Origin of the sequence: Stutzerimonas stutzeri, from assembly GCF_000952685.1 — a bacterium.
Classification (GTDB): domain Bacteria; phylum Pseudomonadota; class Gammaproteobacteria; order Pseudomonadales; family Pseudomonadaceae; genus Stutzerimonas; species Stutzerimonas stutzeri_E.
Genome location: NZ_JYHV01000013.1, coordinates 24,115 through 46,780, shown reverse-complemented (window position 1 = coordinate 46,780; position 22,666 = coordinate 24,115). Strand labels below are relative to the sequence as shown.

General features: G+C 61.1%; 23 protein-coding genes. 10 read left to right on the top strand and 13 right to left on the bottom strand.

Translation table 11 applies throughout. The features are described 5' to 3' along the window. From UF78_RS06335 to UF78_RS06295, 9 genes are all read right to left on the bottom strand, one after another. Positions 1-1,311 carry a lipopolysaccharide biosynthesis protein gene (locus tag UF78_RS06335; protein WP_230623579.1) on the bottom strand — a complete coding sequence of 437 codons (1,311 nt, stop codon included), beginning with the start codon at positions 1,309-1,311 and terminating at the stop codon, positions 1-3. A gap of 95 nt (positions 1,312-1,406) precedes the next feature. Then, complete coding sequence (locus tag UF78_RS06330; RefSeq protein ID WP_045161226.1) at positions 1,407-2,753, bottom strand: UDP-glucose dehydrogenase family protein; 1,347 nt, start codon at positions 2,751-2,753, stop codon at positions 1,407-1,409. Positions 2,754-2,908: 155 nt separating this feature from the next. Next, positions 2,909-5,107: a GumC family protein gene (locus UF78_RS06325; protein ID WP_045161225.1), complete on the bottom strand. Its 2,199-nt coding sequence runs from the start codon at positions 5,105-5,107 to the stop codon at positions 2,909-2,911. Next, positions 5,107-5,640: a polysaccharide biosynthesis/export family protein gene (locus UF78_RS06320; RefSeq protein ID WP_045161224.1), complete on the bottom strand. Its 534-nt coding sequence runs from the start codon at positions 5,638-5,640 to the stop codon at positions 5,107-5,109. The genes UF78_RS06325 and UF78_RS06320 overlap by 1 nt, the downstream gene beginning before the upstream one ends. A 42-nt stretch (positions 5,641-5,682) precedes the next feature. After that, positions 5,683-6,840: an outer membrane beta-barrel protein gene (locus UF78_RS06315; protein ID WP_045161223.1), complete on the bottom strand. Its 1,158-nt coding sequence runs from the start codon at positions 6,838-6,840 to the stop codon at positions 5,683-5,685. Between the two features lie 311 nt (positions 6,841-7,151). Next, complete coding sequence (gene rfaH / locus UF78_RS06310) at positions 7,152-7,682, bottom strand: transcription/translation regulatory transformer protein RfaH (RefSeq protein WP_230623578.1); 531 nt, start codon at positions 7,680-7,682, stop codon at positions 7,152-7,154. Between the two features lie 332 nt (positions 7,683-8,014). Beyond that, complete coding sequence (locus UF78_RS06305) at positions 8,015-8,851, bottom strand: CvfB family protein (RefSeq protein ID WP_045161221.1); 837 nt, start codon at positions 8,849-8,851, stop codon at positions 8,015-8,017. A 154-nt stretch (positions 8,852-9,005) separates the two neighbouring features. After that, the gene (locus UF78_RS06300) at positions 9,006-11,339 is read right to left on the bottom strand and encodes a glucose/quinate/shikimate family membrane-bound PQQ-dependent dehydrogenase (protein ID WP_045161220.1); all 2,334 of its coding nucleotides are present in this window, start codon (positions 11,337-11,339) and stop codon (positions 9,006-9,008) included. Positions 11,340-11,510: 171 nt separating this feature from the next. Further along, complete coding sequence (locus UF78_RS06295) at positions 11,511-12,659, bottom strand: PQQ-dependent sugar dehydrogenase (RefSeq protein ID WP_045161219.1); 1,149 nt, start codon at positions 12,657-12,659, stop codon at positions 11,511-11,513. 149 nt (positions 12,660-12,808) lie between these two features. Between UF78_RS06295 and UF78_RS06290 the strand changes: the two genes are divergently transcribed. From UF78_RS06290 to UF78_RS06270, 5 genes are all read left to right on the top strand, one after another. Continuing rightward, a complete protein-coding gene (locus UF78_RS06290) occupies positions 12,809-12,988 on the top strand; it encodes a hypothetical protein (RefSeq protein ID WP_025240851.1) in 180 nt (59 codons plus the stop codon). Positions 12,989-13,094: 106 nt separating this feature from the next. Then, positions 13,095-13,817: an RNA pseudouridine synthase gene (locus tag UF78_RS06285; RefSeq protein WP_045161218.1), complete on the top strand. Its 723-nt coding sequence runs from the start codon at positions 13,095-13,097 to the stop codon at positions 13,815-13,817. 171 nt (positions 13,818-13,988) lie between these two features. Beyond that, complete coding sequence (locus tag UF78_RS06280; protein ID WP_230623577.1) at positions 13,989-14,726, top strand: substrate-binding periplasmic protein; 738 nt, start codon at positions 13,989-13,991, stop codon at positions 14,724-14,726. 78 nt (positions 14,727-14,804) lie between these two features. After that, positions 14,805-15,338 (top strand): hypothetical protein, encoded by a 534-nt coding sequence (locus tag UF78_RS06275; RefSeq protein WP_045161216.1) that lies wholly within the window; start codon positions 14,805-14,807, stop codon positions 15,336-15,338. A 159-nt stretch (positions 15,339-15,497) separates the two neighbouring features. Next, the gene (locus UF78_RS06270; protein ID WP_045161214.1) at positions 15,498-16,373 is read left to right on the top strand and encodes a DUF6279 family lipoprotein; all 876 of its coding nucleotides are present in this window, start codon (positions 15,498-15,500) and stop codon (positions 16,371-16,373) included. Between the two features lie 46 nt (positions 16,374-16,419). On the opposite strand, the gene UF78_RS06265 is transcribed toward UF78_RS06270, so the two are convergent. The 4 genes from UF78_RS06265 to UF78_RS06250 all read right to left on the bottom strand — a co-directional run bounded on the left by UF78_RS06265 (position 16,420) and on the right by UF78_RS06250 (position 19,483). Continuing rightward, positions 16,420-17,391: an SDR family oxidoreductase gene (locus UF78_RS06265; protein ID WP_045161318.1), complete on the bottom strand. Its 972-nt coding sequence runs from the start codon at positions 17,389-17,391 to the stop codon at positions 16,420-16,422. A gap of 80 nt (positions 17,392-17,471) precedes the next feature. Further along, on the bottom strand, positions 17,472-18,296 hold the full coding sequence (locus tag UF78_RS06260) for an aldo/keto reductase (RefSeq protein ID WP_045161212.1): 825 nt from the start codon (positions 18,294-18,296) through the stop codon (positions 17,472-17,474). Then, positions 18,296-18,757 (bottom strand): VOC family protein, encoded by a 462-nt coding sequence (locus tag UF78_RS06255; protein WP_045161211.1) that lies wholly within the window; start codon positions 18,755-18,757, stop codon positions 18,296-18,298. The genes UF78_RS06260 and UF78_RS06255 overlap by 1 nt, the downstream gene beginning before the upstream one ends. Positions 18,758-18,847: 90 nt before the next feature. Then, positions 18,848-19,483, bottom strand: coding sequence for a LysE family translocator (locus tag UF78_RS06250; RefSeq protein ID WP_045161210.1), 636 nt, complete (start codon positions 19,481-19,483; stop codon positions 18,848-18,850). Positions 19,484-19,718: 235 nt separating this feature from the next. On the opposite strand from UF78_RS06250, the gene UF78_RS06245 reads away from it, so the two are divergent. From UF78_RS06245 to UF78_RS06225, 5 genes are all read left to right on the top strand, one after another. Further along, entirely contained in the window at positions 19,719-20,369 is a 651-nt protein-coding gene (locus tag UF78_RS06245; protein ID WP_045161209.1) for a response regulator transcription factor, read from the top strand. Next, a complete protein-coding gene (csgE, locus tag UF78_RS06240; RefSeq protein WP_045161207.1) occupies positions 20,366-20,749 on the top strand; it encodes a curli production assembly/transport protein CsgE in 384 nt (127 codons plus the stop codon). Before UF78_RS06245 ends, csgE begins: the two co-directional genes overlap by 4 nt. After that, positions 20,746-21,159, top strand: a complete 414-nt coding sequence (locus UF78_RS06235; protein WP_045161205.1) for a curli assembly protein CsgF — start codon at positions 20,746-20,748, stop codon at positions 21,157-21,159. Before csgE ends, UF78_RS06235 begins: the two co-directional genes overlap by 4 nt. Positions 21,160-21,178: 19 nt before the next feature. Beyond that, on the top strand, positions 21,179-22,015 hold the full coding sequence (locus UF78_RS06230; protein ID WP_080890562.1) for a CsgG/HfaB family protein: 837 nt from the start codon (positions 21,179-21,181) through the stop codon (positions 22,013-22,015). A gap of 133 nt (positions 22,016-22,148) precedes the next feature. After that, on the top strand, positions 22,149-22,625 hold the full coding sequence (locus UF78_RS06225; protein WP_045161202.1) for a hypothetical protein: 477 nt from the start codon (positions 22,149-22,151) through the stop codon (positions 22,623-22,625). Positions 22,626-22,666 lie beyond the last annotated feature (41 nt).

The window sequence follows — 22,666 nt, the reverse complement described above, 5'->3', positions numbered from 1 at the left end:
TCAATCGAAACTCTCTTCCGAGTACTGGGCTTTCGGGTGCTGGGCCGCATACCACCGGCGCGAGGCGACCAGCACGATCACCATCAGCGACGAGTAGATGATGATGCTGGCGACGGCGAACGCCTGAACGGTGGCCAGCGCATTGCCGATCAGCAGCGCCCCGCCGAATAGCGAAAGCACGCGCAAGCTGGTGCTGAATATCTCGAACAGAAGGAACCGGCCTTGCAGGGACAGCGCCGGCACCGCCACCACGCAGGGGCGCGAGACGAAGATCACGTACTCGGCCAGCGCCAACCAGCGGGCGTACTCGCCCGCGACGTGCCACTGTTCACCGAACACCAGCGCAAACATCCAAGGCCCGAACACCGCCACCAGCGAAAATGGCACCAAGCCCACCAGTCCCAGCGCGCTGGTCGCCTTCAGCAACATCGCCGTGACCGGCTCACGGTCATGGATTGCGCGGCTGATGCGCGGGTAATAGACGTCGGCGACCGACTTGCCAATCAAGTTGGTCGGCATGGTCAGCGCCTGCTTGCACAGGGCGAAGAATCCGGCCGCGGCCGGGCCGAAATAAGCGGCCAGCACCAGCGTTGGCAGGTGCTGCGAGACAGCGTTGATCAGCATCACCGGTGCGCGATACTTGGGAAAGTCACTGTGCCGACGAGCCAGCTCCAGCATGCCCGGGTCGCCCTGCTCGGTTTCGTCGGCGTGGTTGTCCCGATGGGGCTTCGCACGCAGCATCGCCAGACCCAGCATTGCCGCGTGCAGGGCCTGCTGCAGCGCGGTGGTGCAAACCAATACCAGTGCCGACGACTGCACCAGGCCGGCCAGCGTGCGCATCGAATTGAACAGCAACGAGTGCCCCACCGCCACGCTCGCAGTGATACGGAAACGTTGTGTGCGAAACAGCCATTGCTGACAGATCTCCAACGCCGCACCGCAGAACATCACGAACGGGATGAGCAGCAGGTACGGCTGGATGATCTGAATTTCCAGCGCGGCCGCCAGCCGATCGCCGAATACCAGCAGCGCCAGGGCGACCACCGTCGCCAATGCCAGGGCGATTGCCAACGCCAGACGCACCAGCCCGCGGGCATCGCCATCACGCTTGGGCAGCACGATGGCGATCGGGTAGGTCAGCGCCGCGACCGGAATCAGCATCATGGTGACGCTGAGGAAGGTCCCCAGGACGCCGTAAGCTTCCGGTCCATAGATGCGGGTGATCACCGGCATGAACGCCAACGTGATCGCCTGCGCACCGGCGGTGCCGGTTACCACGGTGACGATGTTGCGTAGCAACTTGCTTCGCATGCTGGCGTGCAACAGCGCGGCTAGCCTTTCCCGAATGGGAGAAGGACCGCGCCGCACGCTGGGCTGATCGATGGCGTTCACTCGCTGCCCCTTGCTCAGGCCAGGACCGGCTGACGGCCGACGCCGTAGTAGCCAAAACCTTCGCGCTTGACCTGCTCGCGGTCGTACTGGTTACGGCCGTCGATGATCAGCGGAGTGTTCAGCAGTCGCTTCAAGGCGCGGAAATCCGGGCGACGGAAAGGTTTCCATTCGGTAACCAGGCACAGCGCGTCGGCATCGATTGCAGCCTCGTACTGACCTTCGACGATCTGCAAACGGCCATCGGCGAACCAGCTTTCCGGAAACTCACGGCGCGCGGTCTCGCGTGCGACCGGATCGAAAGCCCGCACCTTGGCACCGGCATTGATCAGGCTGTTGATCAGCACCACGCTCGGCGCTTCGCGCATGTCGTCGGTGCCGGGCTTGAATGCCAGGCCCCAGACCGCGAAGGTGCGACCGCTCAGGTCGCCATTGAAATGGGTAGAAATCTTGTTGAACAGCGAGTGCTTCTGCTGGTCGTTGCGCGACTCGACGGCCCGCAGCAACTCGGGCTCGAAGTCGTTCTGGTGGGCAATGTTGATCAGTGCCTTGACGTCCTTCGGGAAACACGACCCGCCATAGCCGCAACCGGCATAGATGAAGTGATAGCCGATGCGCTCGTCCGAACCGATCCCCAGGCGCACGTTCTCGACGTCCACGTCGAGGCGCTCGCAGAGACTCGCGATTTCGTTCATGAACGAGATCTTGGTCGCCAGCATCGCGTTGGCGGCGTACTTGGTCATTTCCGCATCACGGATGCCCATGAATATGGTGCGCGGGCGATTTCGGATGAAGGGCGCGTAAAGCGCGCTCATGACCTGGCGGGCATGCTCGTTGTCGGCACCGATGACGATCCGGTCCGGGTGCATGAAGTCGTTGACCGCGGCGCCTTCCTTAAGGAATTCCGGGTTCGAGACCACAGAGAATTCGATATCGACGCCGCGCGCCTCGAGGCGTTCGGACACCGCTGCACGTACCAGATCCGCGGTACCGACCGGCACGGTGGACTTGTTCACCACGATGGCCGGCGCGCTCAGCGTATCGCCAATCTGCCGTGCAACTTCCAGCACGTAGCGCAGATCCGCCGAGCCATCTTCGCCAGGCGGAGTGCCAACAGCGATGAAGAAAACTTCCGATTGCTCGACGGCTTCGCCCAGCGAGGTCGTGAAGTGCAGCCGCCCAGCCGCATGATTCTCGGTGACGATCTCTTCGAGACCCGGCTCGTAGATCGGCAGAATGCCCTGCTTGAGGTTATCGATCTTGGACTTGTCGACGTCGACGCAGTAGACCGTGTTGCCCATCTCCGCAATACAGGCACCGGTAACCAGCCCCACGTAGCCGCTTCCAACGACGGTGATGTTCATAACAGGATCCTCGATTCAGACATTGATACAGGCGTGCCTCGGCGCGACCCTACAGGTGGCCGGAGGCGCAAATTCGTTTGCTGGGCAGATAATCAATCCGAGTCAGGTTCACCGCTAGCGGAACCTGACTCGGTGACGGATGGCGCGAACTGGCTTTAGACCGTCTGCTCGCTGTATCCGTAATGGTCGTAGTAGCCACGGAACTGACCGTTCTTCTTGGCTTTCTCGATATCGACATGATTGAGCACCACGCCCGTGATCGGCGCGTTACTGTTCTGCAGCTGGCTAACGCCCTTCTGCACGTGCGGGATCAGGGTGCTGTCGGATTTGACGACGTAGATCACCGCGTCGGCCAAGGTCGACAGGACGGCCGCATCGCTCACCGCCTGGCTCGGCGGCGAGTCGATGATGATGCGGTCGTAGCGACCCTTGACCACTTCAAGCAACTTGGCGAAGCGTGGCGAAGATAGCAGTTCCAGCGGATTGGACGGCACCGACCCGGCCGCGATCATGTCGACATTGCCGACGGAATGGATGCACTCCTCGAGCTTGGCATTGCCGCCGATGAGGTTGACCAAGCCCGGCGTACCCGGCTTGAAGTCGAATGCCTTGTCGAGCGTCGCGCGGCGCAGGTCAGCATCGATCAACAGCACGCGATGCAACTGCCCCATGGCGAACGCCAGGTTGGCCGAAACCGAGCTCTTGCCCTCGTCCGGCGCTGTAGAAGTCACTACCAATACCTGACGCGGCTGGTTAGCCTCGCTCAGCAGCAGGTTGGTACGAATGGTCCGCACGGCCTCGCAGAAGCGCTTGTCGCTGCTGCGCTCGAACAGATGGCTGACCTCCTTGCGCATCTTGCGTGGCACTTGCGGAACAATGCCCATGACCGGCAGGCCCAGCTTGGTCTCGACCTCTTCGGAGCTCTTGAAGGTGTTGTCGAGGATTTCCCGAATGATCGCCTGCGCGATTCCCACCACCAGCGCCAGGAACAATGCCACGACCATGATCAGCTTCTTGTTCGGTGCACTGGGCTCGGTCGGCGGGATGGCCGCATCGACGATGCGAGCGTTGGTCGAGCTCAGATCCGAGGTCGCGGTGGTTTCCTGCAGACGGGTCATGAAGGTGTCGTACAACGCGCGGTCGCTTTCGACCTGGCGCTGCAGGTCACGCACCTTGAATTCCTTGCGGGAAATGTCCTGGATTCGGCCCTTGTTCTCGTCGAACGAGGCACGCAGCGAATTCTCGTTGGCCACGGCCAGCTGATAGTTACGCTCGATGCTCGCCACTACCTGCTCAACCTGTTGCTTGAGGCTCGCAGTGGCGGCGTTGAGATCCGAGCGTGCCGAAGCCATCGCCGGATGGCGATCCCCATAGCGACGCGAAAGATCTTCCACACGCGAACGGGCATGCGCCTGGTCAGCTTTGAACTGCTGGATCAGCGGATGGCCAAGCACGGCAGGCACACTGGCCAGACGCTCCCAGCCCTGGCTGCGCATGGACTCGACTTGACGATACTGGCTCTCGGCTTCGGCGCGCTGACGGCGGGCATCGATCATGCGGTCGCCAGTCAATGAAAGCTCGTTCGCACTGATGGTACCGACACCGTCCAGATCGACCAGCCCTTCAGCGTCCAGGTAGGCCTGGAGACGGTCTTCCGAATCCTGAAGCTTCTGACGCAGGGAAACCAAGCGCTCATTCATCCAGCTGGCAGCCGTCATCGACATGTCGACCTTGGCCTCCAGTTGCGCTTCGATGTATGCCTGCGCCAATTGATTGGTCGCTTGCGCAGCGGTCAGACGGTCGGCCATCGCAATGGATAGATAGACCAACTGGCTCTTGCCTTCGACCCACACAGTCGTGCGATCCATGAAGGTCTGGGTCGCGTAATCGATGATCTGGGCCTCGGTGAGCGGCTCAGGCTCTTCGCCTGTCAGCGCATCGACGATGCCCGAGAAATCCACCAGCGGCCCAGGCTGCTGACGCAGGTCGAATTCGGGATGCTCGGTCAGGTTCAGGTCCCGAACCACACGCTCGGCAACGCCACGGCTCTGCATCAGGCTCAGCTGGGTCTGCAAATACTCACTGAGTTCAACCGGCGTATCGGCCGCCGGCTGGAACGACAACACCGGCGTGCCTTTCGTCTCGATGAGTACCGAAGTGACGGCCTTGTAGATCGGAGTCACCCGCGAGAGGAGGAAAAACGTCAGCAACGCGACGATGGCCACCAACAGGACAATGCCCCATTTACGCGACCAGATCGCATGCCAGATTTTCTTCAGGTCTATGAAGTCGCTATCGGCTGCAGGCCCTACGGGACGCTGCCACGGTCGATCCGGGCGAACTGGGCTATTCATCAGAAGAATCCTTCGTCGATGTTGATCGTATCGCCGGGGCGAACCAGGGTGTCCATGGTGGCTTTCTCTTCAGCGCGGCTGCCTTCGGACCCCCGCACAATGGTCATGCGTTTGGTCGAGGCGCGCTCGGTAAGGCCGCCGGCCAGCGCGATCGCCCGATCCAGCGTAAGGCCGGGCTGGTAGGGATAACCGCCGGGAAGCTTGACCTCGCCGGCGATATAGAACTCGCGGTAGTTGACCACCGATACCGAGACACGCGGGTCGATCAGGTAGCCGTCCTTGAGTTTTTCCACCAACAGGCTGCGCACGTCACTCGGCGTCTTGCCGTTGGCGTCGACTTCACCGATGAAGGGAAAGGTGAAGGTGCCGGCATCGGTCAGGCGTATTTCTTCGAAAGAAAGGTCCGGCTCTCCGTGAACGCTGATACGAATCACATCGCCTGAGCCCAGCTGATATTGGGCGGCGCTGGCTGCGGCGCTGAACACCAGCAGCAACAGGACGGAAAAGAATTTATACATGTTCGGGATGCGCATGATCGGCTCCTCCTTAGGCACTGGTTAACGTCCTTCCCGGCCTCAAAGGCTCAGGTCGAAGCTCAACAGGTAAACGTTTCGGTCGTAGGTTTCCGAGCTCAGGTTGGAGTCGTTTTCCGTTCTGAGATAGGACAGGGTCACATCGACCCAGCGATCCGGTGACCAGATCACGCCGGCACCGTAAGACGTTCGTTCATCATTTCGACCGATCCCTTCGTAGTCACGATCGGAGAAGCGGTACTTCATTTCGGTCGCGATACGCGAGGTCCACTCGTGTTCCCAGGTCGCCAGGGTGGTCCAGTCGTTGATGGTGCTGGCCCCGTCATCTCCTTCATCGAAGGCGCGCCGTGAGGTCAGGTTGAATACCGAATAGGTGCGCGGCTTCCAGGTGACGCCGGCTTCCCACATCGGACTGGTGAAATCCTCGCGCTGATCACTGTCGAAATCCTTGCGCTCGGCGCCGAGCTTGAAGCTACCGGAGGTCTTGGAAGTGGCATCCCAGGTCGCGCCACCAAGCAGCGCGATGTTGGTGCTGTCACGCAGCGCACTGGCGAGTTTGTAGTCATGATCGGTGTGCCGAACCTCGACCAGCGAGCGCGTGCTGGCGCCAAGGCGATGGAACCAGATGGAGTTGAACATCAGGCTGTCGCGTTCTTCGGATGCGTTGATGTTGCCGCTGTTGTGGTAACGAAGCTGCTCGTAGTTGGTCCCGAACTCGAGCTGATTGCGCGCCGTCCGCGCGCCGAAGCGATAAGCCGCGCGAGCGATGGCCCGGCTGTACTTGTCGTTCTCGGTCGCGTCTTCGGTATCGGCGGTCTCCTCAACCTTGTGATAGGCCAGGCCCCAGCTCAGACGATGGCGGGAGGTGAACTCCATGACGCTTCTGAGCTTTAGATGGTGGTCGGTATTGCTGGCTTCCGAATCCGAATGAAAGATGTCGTGGTTCAGGGAGTACTCGAGTTCATATTCGCTGTTGCGGTTTCCCGTCCCCAGCAAAAAAGTCGGATTGATTCCAGTCACCCAGGAAGCCTGCTCGTTGTCTGACAGCCCGCGATAGTTGTCGTCGTAGCTCTCACGGACAATCAGGGTCGGGGTGAACTCGAAGCCGCCAATGCGTATATCTTGCGGCTCGTTGACCGCCCAGCTATCGGTAGCGACAAGGCACAGTAGCGATACACCTGGAAGCGTGATGTTCCTCATATGGAATCCCTTCTCGGAGATAAATTGTTGTTCATACCGACTCCGGCCACGACGCTGGCTTATGTGAGCAGGCATAGACACGCAACAGACCGCAAATATCCCGGACAGTTGCAGAATCGATGAGCGGCGCCTCCATCCAGGCCTTTCCCAGCACACCCTGAAGCCGGTTCGAAGCTGGATTCAGGCACGCTACCGCCCCAGGGCTGGAGTCCCTGTAGCAGTTTGCCAGCAGCCACAACCACAGCCGCAGGCCGCCTCGACCAGCGAATCCAACGGCAGGCGAAACAAAAATTTCGGTGTTTTGTTTTTTATTAGAGCGACGAAACCGCGCGCCGCTGGACGGGCTGAACGCTCGCCAGACTTACCTGGATCCGCTGCTGGCGATTGAGCACGTTCAACAACAGCATCACCCGCTCCTCGCCTTCCATGGAAAGGAAGATGGCTTCCATTTCGGCAAACCCACCGACGTTGACCTGCACTCGATCACCAGGCACCAACGCAGGCCTGGGGCCTATCGCTGCACAGCGTTGCCGGAGGTGATCGACAATGGCGTCCTGCACCTGACAAGGCTGACCACAGAACGCGACGACGCGATTGACGCCCCGCGTGGAGCGTAGCGATAGCCAGCTGTCTTCGGCGCCCATGCGAATGAACACATACCCGGGGAACAATGGCTGTTGCTGCTCGCGCAGCTTGCCGGCGCAGATCGCTTGCACCGTGAATACCGGTGCGAAGCATTCGAAGCCCTGGCGCATGAGATGCTCCTGAGCCCGCCCGTCCTGGCGCGGCTTGCACTGCAGCAGATACCAGGCCTTCGCCGGCGTTTCGGTATGTCTATCCACAGCGTCTCCGAGCGCGCTAAACATCCGCTGAGGAACCATCGGCGATCCCCCACAAGCCTCTGGATCACCAGACGCCCTTTCTGGACATGATTCGCTCCAAGGGAGTTCCGCTTTGTTACACCCGGCAACACTTAGACGGGACAAGCGGTCGCACCAAGAAGCCGTGCCGGACGAGACTTGGCCGGAATGCCGTCTAACTCGAGGGTTTCACGAGGTCCGTTGAGGCGCGACTGGCGAGACCAGCAGCAGAAAACCGGACCGCTTGTATGCGGTCGGGCTTACAGACATCGCGAGGAGAATGGAGTGACCAAGCGGCGGCCAGATCAACAGAATCAGGCGCGCTCGATCCGATCAGGGTGGATGACGATTCGGCCCTGCTTGTAGAGACCACCGATGGCCTTCTTGAAATTGCCCTTGCTGACGCCGAACAACCGAGCAATCTCGTCGGCCGCCGTTTTGTCGCTGACCGGCAGGCTGCCCTGATTTTCCTGAAGCTTTTGCAGAATCAGCGCCTGCAAGGCGTCACCGGCTTCACTGCCCACCGGCTGGAGGCTCAGGCTGATTTTGCCGTCCGCGCGGACTTCCTTTATATAGCCCTTCTCGCGCATGCCGCCGCGCAGAAACTTGAAGGCTTCGTTCTTGTGGATCAGGCCCCAGTGCTTGCCGTTGATGATCGCCTTGTAACCCAGATCGGTCGGCTCCACCACCAGCAGATCCACTGCCTCGCCAACGCTGTAGCGCGGCGGCGTCTTGTCGAGATAGCGGTCCAGTCGCGCGGTGGCCGTGATGCGTTTGGTGTGCTTGTCGAGATAGACGTGAACGACGCAATAATCGCCCTCTTTCAGCGGACGCTTTTCCTCGGAATGCGGCAGCAGCAGGTCCTTGGGCAGTCCCCAATCGAGGAACAGCCCGACCCGATTGATCTCGACGACCTTGAGGCTGGCGAACTCACCCACCTGGACCTTGGGCTTCTCAGTGGTCGCGATGAGCTTGTCTTCGCTGTCGAGGTAGATGAACACGTTCAGCCAATCATCGACTTCGGTCGGGACGTTCTTGGGAATGTAACGATTGGGCAACAGAATCTCGCCGTCCGGCCCGCCGTCCAGGTACAGGCCGAAACCGGTGTGCTTGACGATCTGCATGCTGTTGAAGCGCCCGATTGCAGCCATGGTGAACAATCCTGTGAGTCGAAGGCGGCGATTCTAACAGGCCGCAGGATGCGAGCGCGCCACGACGGCCAGCCGAATCGCCCCGTGAATGACAAGCGAGGCCCAGCCACCGGGTGCTGATCGGGCCCCGCTCTGACCAGATTCGCCACGCCGGCTATCGTGGCAAGGCATAGGCTATGACCGAGTCACCGGCCTTGGTCCCGAGGGAGCCATGGCCGCCAGCGACCACTACCACCATTTGCCGGCCTGAGCGACTCAGATAGCTCATTGGCGTTGCCTGTCCGCCTGCTGGCAACCGCCACTTGCCCAGCTCCTTGCCGGTGGTGACGTCATAGGCGCGCAGGTAGTAATCCAGCGTGCCACTCAGGAACGCCACCCCACCGGCTGTGAGCATCGGTCCGCCGAGACTCGGCACACCCATCTTGAACGGTAGGGGAATAGGCGCCCGATCCCGCACGGTGCCGTTCTTGCGCATCCAGTGGGTCTTGCCGGTGCGCAGATCGGCGCCGGCGACATACCCCCAAGGCGGCGCGATGCAAGGCAGGCCGATCGGCGAAACGAAGGGTTTGAGCTCAACCGCGAAGGGCGCGCCGAAATTCTCGTTGAGATGCGGCTCACTATCGGAAACATAGGTCTTGCGGTCGTTCTCACGGGGAATCAAGGTCGAGGTGAACGGCAGATAGGCCGGCGTACTGAACACCATCTGTCTAACCGGATCGACCGCTACGCCACCCCAGTTGAAGACGCCGAAGTTACCCGGATGCACCAAGGTGCCCTGGGTCGATGGCGGCGTATAGCGGCCCTCGTAGCGCAGCGAGTGGAACTGGATATGACACATCATCTGATCGATGAAGGTGGCCCCCCAGAGATCCTTGCCCTGCAGCACGGGCGGCTCGTAGGACAGCGCCGACACCGGCTGGGTCGGAGCGGCCCAGTCCCCTTCGGCGGCGCCCTGCGGCGCAGGCACTTCACGGACCGGTAGAATCGGTTCACCGGTGCGGCGATCCAGCACATAGATGTCGCCCTGCTTGGTCGGTGCGACCAGCGCCGGGACCGGTCCATTGTCCGTATCGATATCGACCAGACTCGGTTGCGCCGGTACGTCCATGTCCCAGAGATCGTGATGCACCGTCTGGAATACCCAGCGCAGCTCGCCGGTATCGAGATCGAGGGCAACGATCGAGGAGGAGAAACGCTCGCTGTTCTCGCTACGATTGCCACCCCACTGGTCCGGCACCTGATTGCCCAGCGGCACGTAGACCAACCCCAACGCCTCGTCGGCGCTGGAAATGCTCCAGCTGTTCGGTGTGCTTTCGCTGTAGGTTTCGCCCTCGGCGATCGGCTGGGTCTGTTGCGGATTACCCGGGTCCCAGTTCCACTTCAGCTCGCCCGTAATGGCATCGTAGGCACGTACCACACCGGACGGTTCGGTGGTCGAAACGTTGTCGTTGACCGCGCCGCCGATGATCACCAGACCGTTGGCGACCACCGGCGGCGAGGTGGAGTAATAAAAGCCCTCTTTCACGTTCGGCATGTTCGCCCATAGATTCACCGCGCCATTGCGACCGAATTCCGGGCATACCCGCCCTGTTTTGGCATCCAGCGCGATCAGCCGTGCGTCTGCGGTCGGCATGAACAGCCGCTGCCGACAGGCCTGCTCGCCAGCGGGCGCATCACTGATGTGATAGGACAGCCCACGACAGGTGAGATGCTGACGATTGACCGAGTCCGGGACCTGTGGATCGAAGCGCCAACGCTCCTGCCCGGTGTCGGCGTCCAGAGCGATGACGAAATTATGCGGCGTGCAGATATATAGACTGTCATCGATCTTCAGCGGGGTGACTTCATAGGTGGTTTCCTCCGGATCGCTGGGGCGGCGACGATCGCCGGTATTGAACTCCCAGATCTTCTCCAGCCGATCGACATTGCTCGGCGTTAGCTGCGCCAGTGGGGAATAACGCGTGCCATGCTGGGTACGGCCGTAGGCATGCCATTCACCGTCGGCGACAGCGGGGCCCTCGCCGGCAGGTGCTGCCGCCAGCGGTTGCGGCAGCATGCCCCTGATGTCGTGGCTGTCGCTGGAGATCGCTTGCACCGCTGCGGCGCCCCAGAGCAGAACCGCCAACATCAGCGGCAGCGCACTGCCACCCCAGGCTCGCGCACCGAAATGCTGCCAACCCAACCGCTGGGCGACCCAAGGCATCAACAACCACAAACCCAGCGGCGCGACGATGCTGCCGCGTGGCGCCAGCTGCCACCAGTCGAAGCCCACCTCGTAGAGCGCCCAACCCAAGGCGCCAAACATCACCAGCGCGTAGACCCACAACGCCGCACGACGTCTAGCCAGCAGCAACATGCCGGTCAGCAAAAAGCCCACCGCAAGCACCGCGAAATACCAGGTCCCGCCAAGCGTGATGATTTTCCAACCACCAACGGCGAGCACCAAGCCCAGGATGATGCACAAGACAGCACTGATGACGACCGCCACTCTTTCCTCCTATCCGTGTGTCAGGCCTGGAGATGGCGATACGACGATCCTGTCGCGAGCCTCTCCTGCAGACGGCCAAGATGCAGCCGGCGATCCGGAATCGTCCGGCACTACAGTGGACCGGCGGTCGGCGAGAACGCTCCCTGGCAAAACCGAATCAGGGCATCCGTTTCACTTCGCGCTCAGCCCGACCCGTAAGAGTTTTCCGCTTGGCGAGTCGGTCAGCAGGTATAGAAAGCCATCAGGGCCCAAGCGGACATCACGTATTCGTGCACCCATGTCCTTCAGCAATCGCTCGTCGTGGGTGACCTTATCGCCATTGAGTTGCAAACGGATCAGCGACTGGTCCACCAGCGCGCCGATGAACAGGTTGCGCTGCCATTCGGGGAAGCGTTGTGCATCGTAGAACGCCATGCCGCTGATCGCCGGCGAGCGTTTCCATACGTGATGCGGTGGCTCGGTTCCCGCCGCTTTCTCCCCCTTGGCTTCGGGAATCGGTTGGCCGCCGTAGTTGATGCCGTAGGTCGCCAGCGGCCAACCATAGTTGAGCCCTGGCTTTGGAATGTTGATCTCATCGCCACCGCGTGGACCGTGTTCGTGAGTCCAGAGCTCACCCGTCCAGGGGTTGATCGCGGCGCCCTGCTGATTGCGATGGCCGTAGGACCAGATCTCCGGACGAGCGTCCTGGGTGGTCACGAAGGGGTTATCGTCCGGAACCTTGCCGTCGGGGTAGATCCGCACCAGCTTGCCCTGAAGCTTGTCGAGATCCTGGGCGGTGGGCCGCTGGTTGTTTTCACCCAGCGCGATGAAAAGATGGCCCTCATCATCGAAAACCAGCCGTGAGCCGAAATGAATGCCTGTGGACAGCTTCGGCTGCTGCCGGAAGATCACGGTGAAGCCTTCCAAGGCGTTCAGATCATCTGTCAACCGGCCGCGCCCCACGGTCGTGCCGGCTTTACCGTTCTCTCCCGCCTCGGCATAGCTGAGATAGACCAGCCGATCCTGCCGAAAATCGGGAGACAAGCGCACGTCCAGCAACCCACCCTGCCCGCGCGCATAGACGTCCGGCACGCCAGCGAGCGGCTCGGATAACCGCCCGTCACGCTCGATGACGCGTAGCCTGCCAGGCCGCTCGGTGACCAACATGCCTTTGCCGTCCGGAAGAAAAGCCACGGCCCAGGGGTGCTCCAGATCACTGGCGACGGTTTCCACCGTGACGCGGCCTCGCTCGCTGTCGAAATATTCCATTTCAGCGAGAATTGGCATGGAACAGGTCAAGACGAAACAGCCTGCAAGGCCGATGCGGATATAGCGCAACATGGTTAACTCTCCGAACGTGACGGCAATCATTCAATGAAGACCATGGACGAAGAAAAACGCTTCAGCCAATTGGTACCCATGAAAATCGAACAAAAATTAGCCAGATCTGTATAATGTCCGGTTCGACTGACCAAAGGAACCAGATGACGATGGCCTCCAAGACTACATCCGCCAAACGCAAGCCCGAACCCGCCAGCGAAACCAGCCAGTCTTTGGCCGCTCAGATGGCCGCCTTCCTGAAGGCCGGTGGCGAAGTTCAGAAGATCCCCAACGGCGTCAGCGGCCAGACCCAAGGCCCATCGCGGCAAATCACCATCAGCAAGAAATAAAAAGCCAAGCAGCAACCCGCAACACCTGACCGACAAGCGAGCTTCCGCTGTCATTGCCGTACCGCAGTGGCTCGCTAGGTTTCCCACCGCGACATCCGAGATATCCATGACCGACCCTGTACGCTTGTCCAAACGCCTCGCCGAGCAACTGGGCTGTTCCCGGCGCGAGGCCGAGCTGTATATCGAGGGCGGCTGGGTCAGCGTCGATGGTCAAATCATCGAAGCCCCCTATTTCAAGGTCGACGACCAGCAGATCGAGCTCCTGCCCGGCGCGGTCGCGGCCGAAGTGCCGCCGGTCACGTTGCTGCTGCACAAGCCAGCCGGCCAACCCACCGCCACGGACCCCGCCAGTGCCCAGGTGCAGCTCGCCAAGGCCAGTCACTGGTCTGGCGACGATGCACGTTTCTTGCCGCGCGACCGTCATCTTGCTCGTCAGACCGCCTTGCTAGCGCTCGAGCCGGATGCCAGTGGACTGGTCGTGTTCAGTCAGCAGCGCGAAGTGATCCGCAAGCTGGCCGATCCCCGGGACAGGCTGGAGCAGGAGTACATCGTCGAAGTGGCCGGCGAACCCGAGGAAGGCGGCCTGGCGCTGCTGGCCAAAGGCATTGGCCATCGCGGCAGGGTCCTGCCCAAAGCCAAGGCCAGCTGGCAGAACGAGACTCGCCTGCGCATCGTGCTCAAGGCACCGCAAGCCGGCGATTTGCGCCAGCTGTGCGAAGCCATCGGCGTGCAAATGCTCAGTTGCAAGCGCATCCGCATCGGGCGCCTGTCGATGGCTAAGCTCCCGATCGGCGAATGGCGCTTTCTCGGCGAGCACGAGCGCTTCTAGCAAGCAGCCCGTCTGGTATAGCGCCGGCTGCTCGCGCCTTTTGGCCGCTCAGCTATGCTGGTGGAATGGAAACGGACAGAAGCCACCCACGGGTCGCAACATCGAGCCTTGGCCAACCGCTTCGCCACCCCGTCGTAAAGGTTCGCCATGCAGAGACTCGTTCTGGTGCTCATGTTCGTTCTGTTGCCCCTGATCTGTCGGGCGCAACAGCGAATCGAAGTGTGGACCTATCATTTATCGCCGCCTTTCATCCTCGACAACGCTCAGGGCCTTTCGCACGCATTCGTCGACTTGCTCAACAAGGATCTAGGCAATCGCAACCGATTTCGCTTCGAACTGGTGCAATTACCGCGCAAACGTGTGGATGTGCACCTCGTCCGAAAGCGCCCCGGCGTCCTGCTCTGGGCCACGCCAAGCTTCTTCACTGACGCGCAAAAAGCCAATGGGAAATGGTCGCAACCTTTGCTGATTGACCAACAGGATTTCGTCTCACTACCTGATGCCCCCTTTGAATACGAAGGCCCCGAGTCGCTGCACGGCCTCGTCCTGGGGGGCGTGCTGGGGCATCGATACGCGGAATTGGATGAAGACATCGCCAGCGGTGCGATCACCCGCCAGGATGTTCAGACAGACCAGCAAAATATTCAGAAGCTCCTCTCGGGGCGCATCAACACCTTGCTGATCCCGCGTTCAACCCTGCTCTACTACCGCAAAGAGCAACAGCTCAGGGATCTATATGTTTCGGCCACCCCGTTGTACAAATTCGCGCGACACCTGCTCATCAACGGCGCACCTGGCAAGGCCGTCGTCGACTACCTAGACAACTTCCTCGCCACCTTGCCGACCAATCCCGAGTGGCAGATCCTCCTGTTTGAGTACGGCCTCAAGCCCATCGCCAGTGAAAGCTGAAACAGGCTGAACAGAACGGGAACTTGCAGGTCAGAACACGCGCTGACCCACCTAAATAATCAAGAGAACAAGGCAGCAATGAAGAATGCACTGATGATCGGACTGCTCTTGGCCCTGGGTGGCTGTGCCTCTCAGCCCTGTGATCAGACCGACAGCGGCTGCCGCGCGGAGCGGCTGCTCTATCAGAATGATCTGTTGCAGGCGAAAATCCTTATCGCCATCGGCGACGAAGGGGGCTACGAGCTCGCCGATGCGCTGCTCCAGCGCAGCGCCCGTCTTGATGAGCGCGGTGAGATCGAGTTTTATCAGGCCTTGCTGATGATTCGTCAGGGCCCGCAGCCGGCCGAGGTGCTGCGCCTGCTCGAAAAAGCGCGAGCCAAAGGCCATCCGCATGCCATCGCGCTGCTTTACAAGATCTACCAGGAGCCCTATTTGCTCGAGGAGCGCGACACGGCCAAGGCAGAGCAGTACCGTCAGGCTTACTCGGAACTGGATGTCGCGCAAAGCGGCTACCCTTCCTTCGACAAGGCTCTGGAGCTGGTCTCCGAGCTGGTCGAACCGCCACCGCCGATACCCGAGCGAATCGACCCCTGCGCCAACCGGTGCCCGTAACCCGACCATCGGGACGCAGCCACCGCCCCTCTGCTCCTGTTCACCGCCCGTCACAACCGGCATCCGCGCTGCTGCGTCAGTCCGAACTGCCGCGGCGCTCCGCTGTTCTACTGAACAAGCGATATCGCCGTTTTGGCTGATGGCAAAACGAGGGCTCCGATGCATATCCGTCAGGCGTGTGGCCGTAAGGCCTTGTTGTTACTGATCACCGTCTGCGTGGTCCTGGCCGGCTGCAGCCGCATGAACCTTGCCTACCGCAACCTACATCTGCTGATTCCCTGGTCACTCAACGACTACCTGGACATGAATCGCGACCAGCAGCAGCGCTTGCGGGCCCAGCTGCGCGACCATCTGAGCTGGCACTGCCGTACCCAGCTACCCGCGTATCTCGAGGCGATCGAGCGCCTCCAGAACCAGGTCGGTCAAGGCGACATTAACGAAGCCAGGCTGCGGGCTCACTACCAGAGCGCGAAACAGGCGATTCAAACCATTGCCGTGGAAATCACCCCGACCACGACGCAAATGTTGCGCGACCTCGATGACGAGCAGATCAGCGAACTCAGCGAGGCCTTTGCGAAAGATCGCCGCGAACGTGAGAAGAAGTATCTGCAGCCTCCACTGGAGCAGCAGATCCGCGAACGCGCGCAGCGCATGACTGAGCGCGTCGAGCAATGGTTGGGCAGCGTCAACGCGGTGCAACGGCAGCGCATCCTCGCCTGGGCGCACACGCTCGGCGACCAAAATCGATTCTGGCTGGCCAACCGTGCGCAATGGCAGCAAGCGCTGAGCGAAGCACTCGCCAAACGCCACGAAGAGGGCTTCGACAACCGCATCGCGAAGCTACTGCAAGATCGCGAATCCTTCTGGACGACAGACTATCGAGACGCCTTCGCCCGCACCGAGCAGGCGGCCTTCGACCTTGTCAACGATCTCTACGCCCTATCCGACACCGATCAGCGGCGCCATCTCGAGGCGCAGCTGGGAGATCTGCACAAGGATCTGAGTTCGCTGGACTGCTTGTCCGAGTCTCGCTGACCTTCGTCCTCAGCAGCCGCTCAGGCCAGCCATTGGCCGGATCGAATCAGCGCTTGCGACAGCACAGCAGCAGCCCGACCATACCCGCCGCAACTCCACCCATCATCAGCAAGGTGTGCTGACGGGAATGGTTGCTCCGCCAGCCGCCATCGACTCGCCGTTGGCCCAGGGCGGGATGGAACAGGTTGCCTGACGACGGCGCCACCCGATCTGCGCGACGCAGTGCACCGCCGGTCAATAGGCCCGACAATCGATCGAAGCCCGGGACGATGAAGTGGGCGAAGCGCAGCACCGTCGCCATCGCGCCGACCGAGGTGGTATGACGTGGATGCAGCGCCAGACTGACCATCGCGTCGGCCACCTGACGGGGATCACAGAGTGGAGGTGGCGGCTGCAGCGAACGCCCGGCATAGTTGCCGCCGTCGCGGAAACCGGGCGTATCGACCACCGAGGGATACACATCGCACACATGAATGCCGGGCCACTGCGCGAGCTCGCCGCGCAGTGCATGGGAAAATCCGCGCAGGCCGAACTTGCTGGCCGAATAGGCCACCGCAAACGGCTGCGGCACCCAGCTACCGACCGACAGGGTATTGATCAGAACACCACCGTTCTGCTGTTTGAAATAGGGCAACACCACGTGCGCGCCCCGCAAGTAGCCAATCAGATCGGTCTGCACCACCTGTTCGTGAGCATCCAGCGGCGTCTCGTCAAACGCACCGACCGCGCCGACGCCGGCGTTGTTGATCCAGACATCGATGCGACCCTGACCGAACTCGGCGGCAGCGTTGGCTAACTGCTCCACGGAGTCGCTGAGCGTCATGTCGGTGGGCACTACAAGCGCTTCACCGCCAAGCGCCCGGCATTCTTCGGCCGCCTCCTGCAATGCTTCGTCGTCACGCGCGGCCAACACCACGCGGGCTCGCTGGCGGGCGAAAGCCTGCGCAGTGGCGCGGCCGATACCGCTGGACGCACCGGTTATGACCACCAGCGCACCTTCGAGTCTGGACCCACTCATGCTCATTCCTCCGAATTTGCTGTCGTTCATAGCTGACAGCCACGGCGAGGCAAACATTCCCTACGTCGAAGGAACCAGAGTCAAACCATCTGCAGCGGCTGTCGGCGAGCCGGTGGTGGAAAGGCGCTATCGAGGATGGCCAGGTTCTCGGCCGTCAATTTCAGCTCAGCGGCCGAGGCGTTGGAATGTAGGTGACTGGGGTTGGCCGATTTGGGTATTACCAGCACACCGGGCTGGCGCAAGGCCCAGGCCAGCACAACCTGAGCGGGCTGCGCACCGTGTCGACGCGCGACATCGATGACAGCCGGATGGCGCAGCAGAGCACCGCCCTGCCCCAACGGACAATAGGCCATGACGGGCATGCCCTGGGCCTGACACCAGGGCAGCAGATCGAATTCGATTCCCCGCTCGTCTGGGTTGTAGAGGACCTGATTGGTCGCACATGCGGGCGCGGCCAGCTCGTGCATGTCGTCCAGATCGAAGTTCGACACGCCCCAGCGGCGGATCTTGCCTTGCTCCTTGAGCCGCTCGAACGCCTCGACGGTTTCCGCCAACGGGTACTGACCGCGCCAATGCAGCAGATACAGGTCGATGCATTCGGTGCCCAGCCGGCGCAGGCTACGTTCGCAGGCCTCCGGCACGCCTTTGCGACTGGCATTGTGCGGATAGACCTTGCTGACTAGAAAAACCCGCTCGCGGCGGTTGCGGATCGCCTCGCCGACCACCTCTTCCGCGCCGCCCTCGCCGTACATCTCCGCGGTATCGATGAGCGTCATGCCCAGCTCGATGCCGAGGCGCAGCGCGGCCACCTCGTTGCCGCGTTCGGCCGGATCCTCGCCCATGTGCCAGGTGCCCTGACCGATCACAGGGACCACACCGCCGTCGGCCAGTTTCAGGGTTCGCATCAGCCGTTCTCCCGTGCACCCTGCTCAGCAACCGGTGCCGCCCACGGATCGTAGGTACCGAAGTTCCAAAGATGTCCTTCTAGGTCGCGGCAGCTGAAACCGCGACCGCCATAGTCTTCGTCCTTCAATTCGATCACGATCTTCGCCCCCGCAGCCTTGGCCTTGGTGTAAAGGGCGTCGGCGCTGTTGACGACGACATAGATGCTTTGCGTGGAAACGCCGCCGACTTCGTCCGGCTGCCTGACCAGACGACCGTATTGCGAATCGCTCACCGGGCCCAGCATCAGCATGCCGCTGCCGAAACTGAGCTGGGCGTGAATGATGCCCACCTGCGCATCCTCGACCACACTCTGGCGCTCGAAATCGAACACCCGGCACAGCCATTCCAGCGCCGTGGGGACATCACGATAACGCAGGCAGGGAATCAGGTTGGATGTGGTGTTCTTGCTGTACAGGGACATGAAAGCTCCTTCCGATAGCCGTGGCAGCGCTGTCGAAAAACGCACCGCATACCATTCAGACCGATACCGGGCCGGACGTTCCCCACTGGTTTATGCGCGCTCGGCAAGGCCTAGACGAATGCCCAGACCAATCAACACCGAGCCGAGTACCCGGTCGAGCCATTGGCTCAAACGGCGGTTGCCGCGCAACGCCGAGCTCGCTCGGGCCGCCAGCAACACCAGGGCGCATTCGATAATGATCGCCACCAGCACCACCAGTACGCCCAATACCAGTAACTGCAGGGCTATCGCGCCTTCATTCGGCCGTACGAACTGTGGCAGGAACGCCATGAAGAAAATCGCCGCTTTCGGATTCAGGATATCCACCAGGATGCCCTGGCGATAAGCCTGCCAAGCGGTGATCCGCGCGGCGGGCTTGAGCTTGAGCGACGAGCTGGCGCTGGCAGAGCGCAACGCCTGGATACCGAGGTACAACAGGTAAGCGGCGCCGACATATTTGACGACGGCAAACGCCAGCGCCGACGTCGCCAGAATCGCTGAGAGGCCCAGAGCGGCCGCAGCGACATGAACCAGCGCGCCGCTGCACACACCGCACGCCGAGGCTACGCCGACGCGTCGCCCGCTGGACAGCGTACGCGACAGAACGAACAGCAGATCGGGCCCTGGCGACAGGTTCAACACCAGAGCGGCCGAGAGAAAAACCAACCAGAACGCTGGGTCCGACATGCCCGCTCCCTTTGCCGTCACGATAAAGAGAATGAATGTAGCCCGGCGGATGAGTGTCTTCCAGTTCCATTTAGCCTCGAACGACATGCGCTTCGTCGGAAAACCGCCACTCCCTCTCACTTTTGACTTTTTATTGTCACTGGGCTGAACTATTTTTTCAGCGGTAATGTCAAAGCGCCAGGCCCGGTGAGGAATCCGGGCGCTACTCGTAGCCATTCAGCAAAGGATATGCCCCATGATCGATGAAGCCCGTCTGGCGCTCGTCGCCTCGCCAGCTCGTCTCGTTCTGCTGTCCAACTGTGAAATGTTGGACAACTCGCTTCCCCAATATCTGCTCGACTGCCCTCAGCTGCGGCTGACGCGCAGCACTACGCTTCGTCCCGGACTGGGCGACGTGGACCTGACGCTGGTCGACGTTGGCAGCTTTTCGGATGCAGATTGTCTACGCCTGCTTCGGCAATTGCGCGACACCCCTACCGCGCTGATAAACACCCAGATGGAGCAGGCGCGCCGCTTGCTGGAACTGCATCCTTGGATCAGAGGTGTGTTCTACCCGAACACCAGCCGCGGCAATTTCAGCCGTGGGGTCAGCGTCATTCTCGAGGGCGGCGACTGGCTACCCCGAGCGCTGATGGAAAAAATGCTCGGCCGCTATCGTGAATTGACCCACGTTTCACGCGGCATCGACGAGCTGTCAGTACGCGAAAAGCAAATCCTCGCACTCGCTGGCAAAGGTCTCTCGAACTCGGAAATTGCCGAGCGCCTGCATCTGAGCACGCACACCATCAAAAGCCATATTCATAACGCGTTGGGCAAGCTGGGCGCGTCCAACCGCGCACAGGGCGCATCGCTGGTCATGGGGCACGTCAACGAGGCTGGTATATGAAAGCCGCGTGCCTGAGTCTGATGCTGCTGGTCGGTATCCAGGCCCATGCCGACGAGGCCGAGCTCCAGGGCTTTATCACCAACAACACGATTTCCCGGTCCGGCCAGGAGTTCTATCGCAAATTCTGCGAGCGCCTGAACGACACCAGCACGCTGGATTTCAACCTGGCGGTCAAGGAGCGACCGTCGGCGCGCTGGGGCGTTCTGGTCTGGGTCGAACAGAACAACCAGCCGCTCTACCGTCGATTCCTGCAACCGAACGTCAGCGACATGGAGCAAACCGCCTATGACGCAGCGGATTTCGTACTACAAGAGATAAACCGTAGGAAAGTCGAAGCATTGTTCGAAGACACCATTGACCTTGCGAAGGATGAGTTATGAACCGGTCACCACAAAAAATCACCGGCATGCTTCTGGCAGGCTTCTTTCTCAGCACCGGCGTTACTGCTACCGAACTGGTCTACACGCCGGTCAACCCATCTTTTGGCGGCAGCCCGCTGAACGGTGCCTGGTTGCTAGGCAATGCCCAGGCCCAGAACGACACCAAGGACCCGGATGCGCTCGACCGTTCCTCACTGAACGGCACCTCGGCCCTCGACCGTTTCACCAGCCAGCTCGAATCCCGCCTGCTTTCCGATCTGCTGGGTGACGTCAGGGATGGCAAGACCGGTTCGATCACGACTGATGATTTCATCGTCAATATCGTCAACGACGACATCGGCAACCTGATCGTGAAAATCACCGACCGATTGACCGGCGAAGTGTCCGAAATCGTCATCGGGCAAAACTAACCAGGGAGAGCAAAAGGCCATGAGAAGCCTATTCGTAGCCATCGGGATGATGGCCGTTTTACAGGGTTGCTCCGTGCGCGAGCCCATGTCGGCAGACCAGGAAACGCCGACCCTGACCCCCCGCACCTCGACCTATCAGGATCTGCTCGAACTGCCGCGCCCAAGGGGGCCGTTGGTGGCCGCCGTGTATGGCTTCCGCGACCAGACCGGACAGTACAAGCCAAGCCCGGCCAGCTCCTTTTCCACTGCCGTCACCCAAGGCGCCGCCAGCATGTTGGTCGACGCCATGCAGGCCAGCGGCTGGTTCATCGTGCTGGAGCGCGAGGGCCTGCAGAACGTACTGACCGAGCGCAAGATCATTCGCGCCTCACAGGCCAAACCGGACGTGGCGCCGAACATTCAATCGGAGTTGCCGTCGCTGTTGGCGGCCAACATTCTCATGGAAGGCGCCATCGTCGCCTACGAAACCAACGTGCGTAGCGGTGGGCAGGGCGCCCGCTACCTGGGCATCGGCGTATCGCAGGAATACCGGGTCGATCAGGTCACGGTCAATCTACGCGCCATCGACGTGCGCAGCGGTCAGGTGCTATCCAACGTGATGACCACCAAGACCATTTATTCGATCGGGCGCAGCGCCAACGTCTACAAATTCATCGAGTTCAAGGAGCTGCTCGAAGCCGAGGCCGGCTACACCACCAACGAGCCGGCGCAGCTCTGCGTGTTGTCGGCGATCGAAGCGGCAGTCGCTCACCTGATCGCTCAAGGTGTCGATCGGCGGCTCTGGCAGACTGCCGACAACACACCCGAGGTCAAGGCGGAACTGGCGAAATACCTCACCATTCCGGCGAAGATCTAGTGACTTTTCCCGTTTCGTCCGCGCCGCGAAACGGGAAACTCGAAACAAACGCAACGGTTTCACCCGTTCGATGGATTTGCCGAATCGCGGTTTAGGACAGGATGGCCTATCGCCATTCAACCAAGGATGACTGATGGACCTCGTGCAAAGGATTGCCCGCAACGCGCTGGTGCCGCTGCTCTTCGCAGCGCTCACCTGCCCCGCCCTTCAGGCCGCCGGAATCACCTCATCACGTGATTTGGCACCCAACGAGTTCGCCTTCCGTCAGGCTCACACCATCGCACTGGCGCAGCCAGAAGCCGGCGGGGCAGCTGGCAACCTCGCCTCCGTTACCCAAGTCGGCGACAACCTGACTGGGGACATCACTCAGATCGGCAATGCACTGGAGGCCTTCATCCTCCAGAGCGGCTATGCGCATGAGGCATTCATCGTGCAGCACGGCAGCCACAACCAGGGATTGATTGTTCAGGACGGTACCGGCAACCAGGCCCGTATTGAACAGTACGGCGCGTACAACAACGCGCTGATCGAGCAGACCGGCACCGGGCATCGTAGTCGCGTCACGCAGAATGGCCAGGGTCTGAACCTAGTGGTACGCCAGTACCGCTGAGCAGAGCATCACCAGGAAGTACCGCTGAAAACATTCATGGA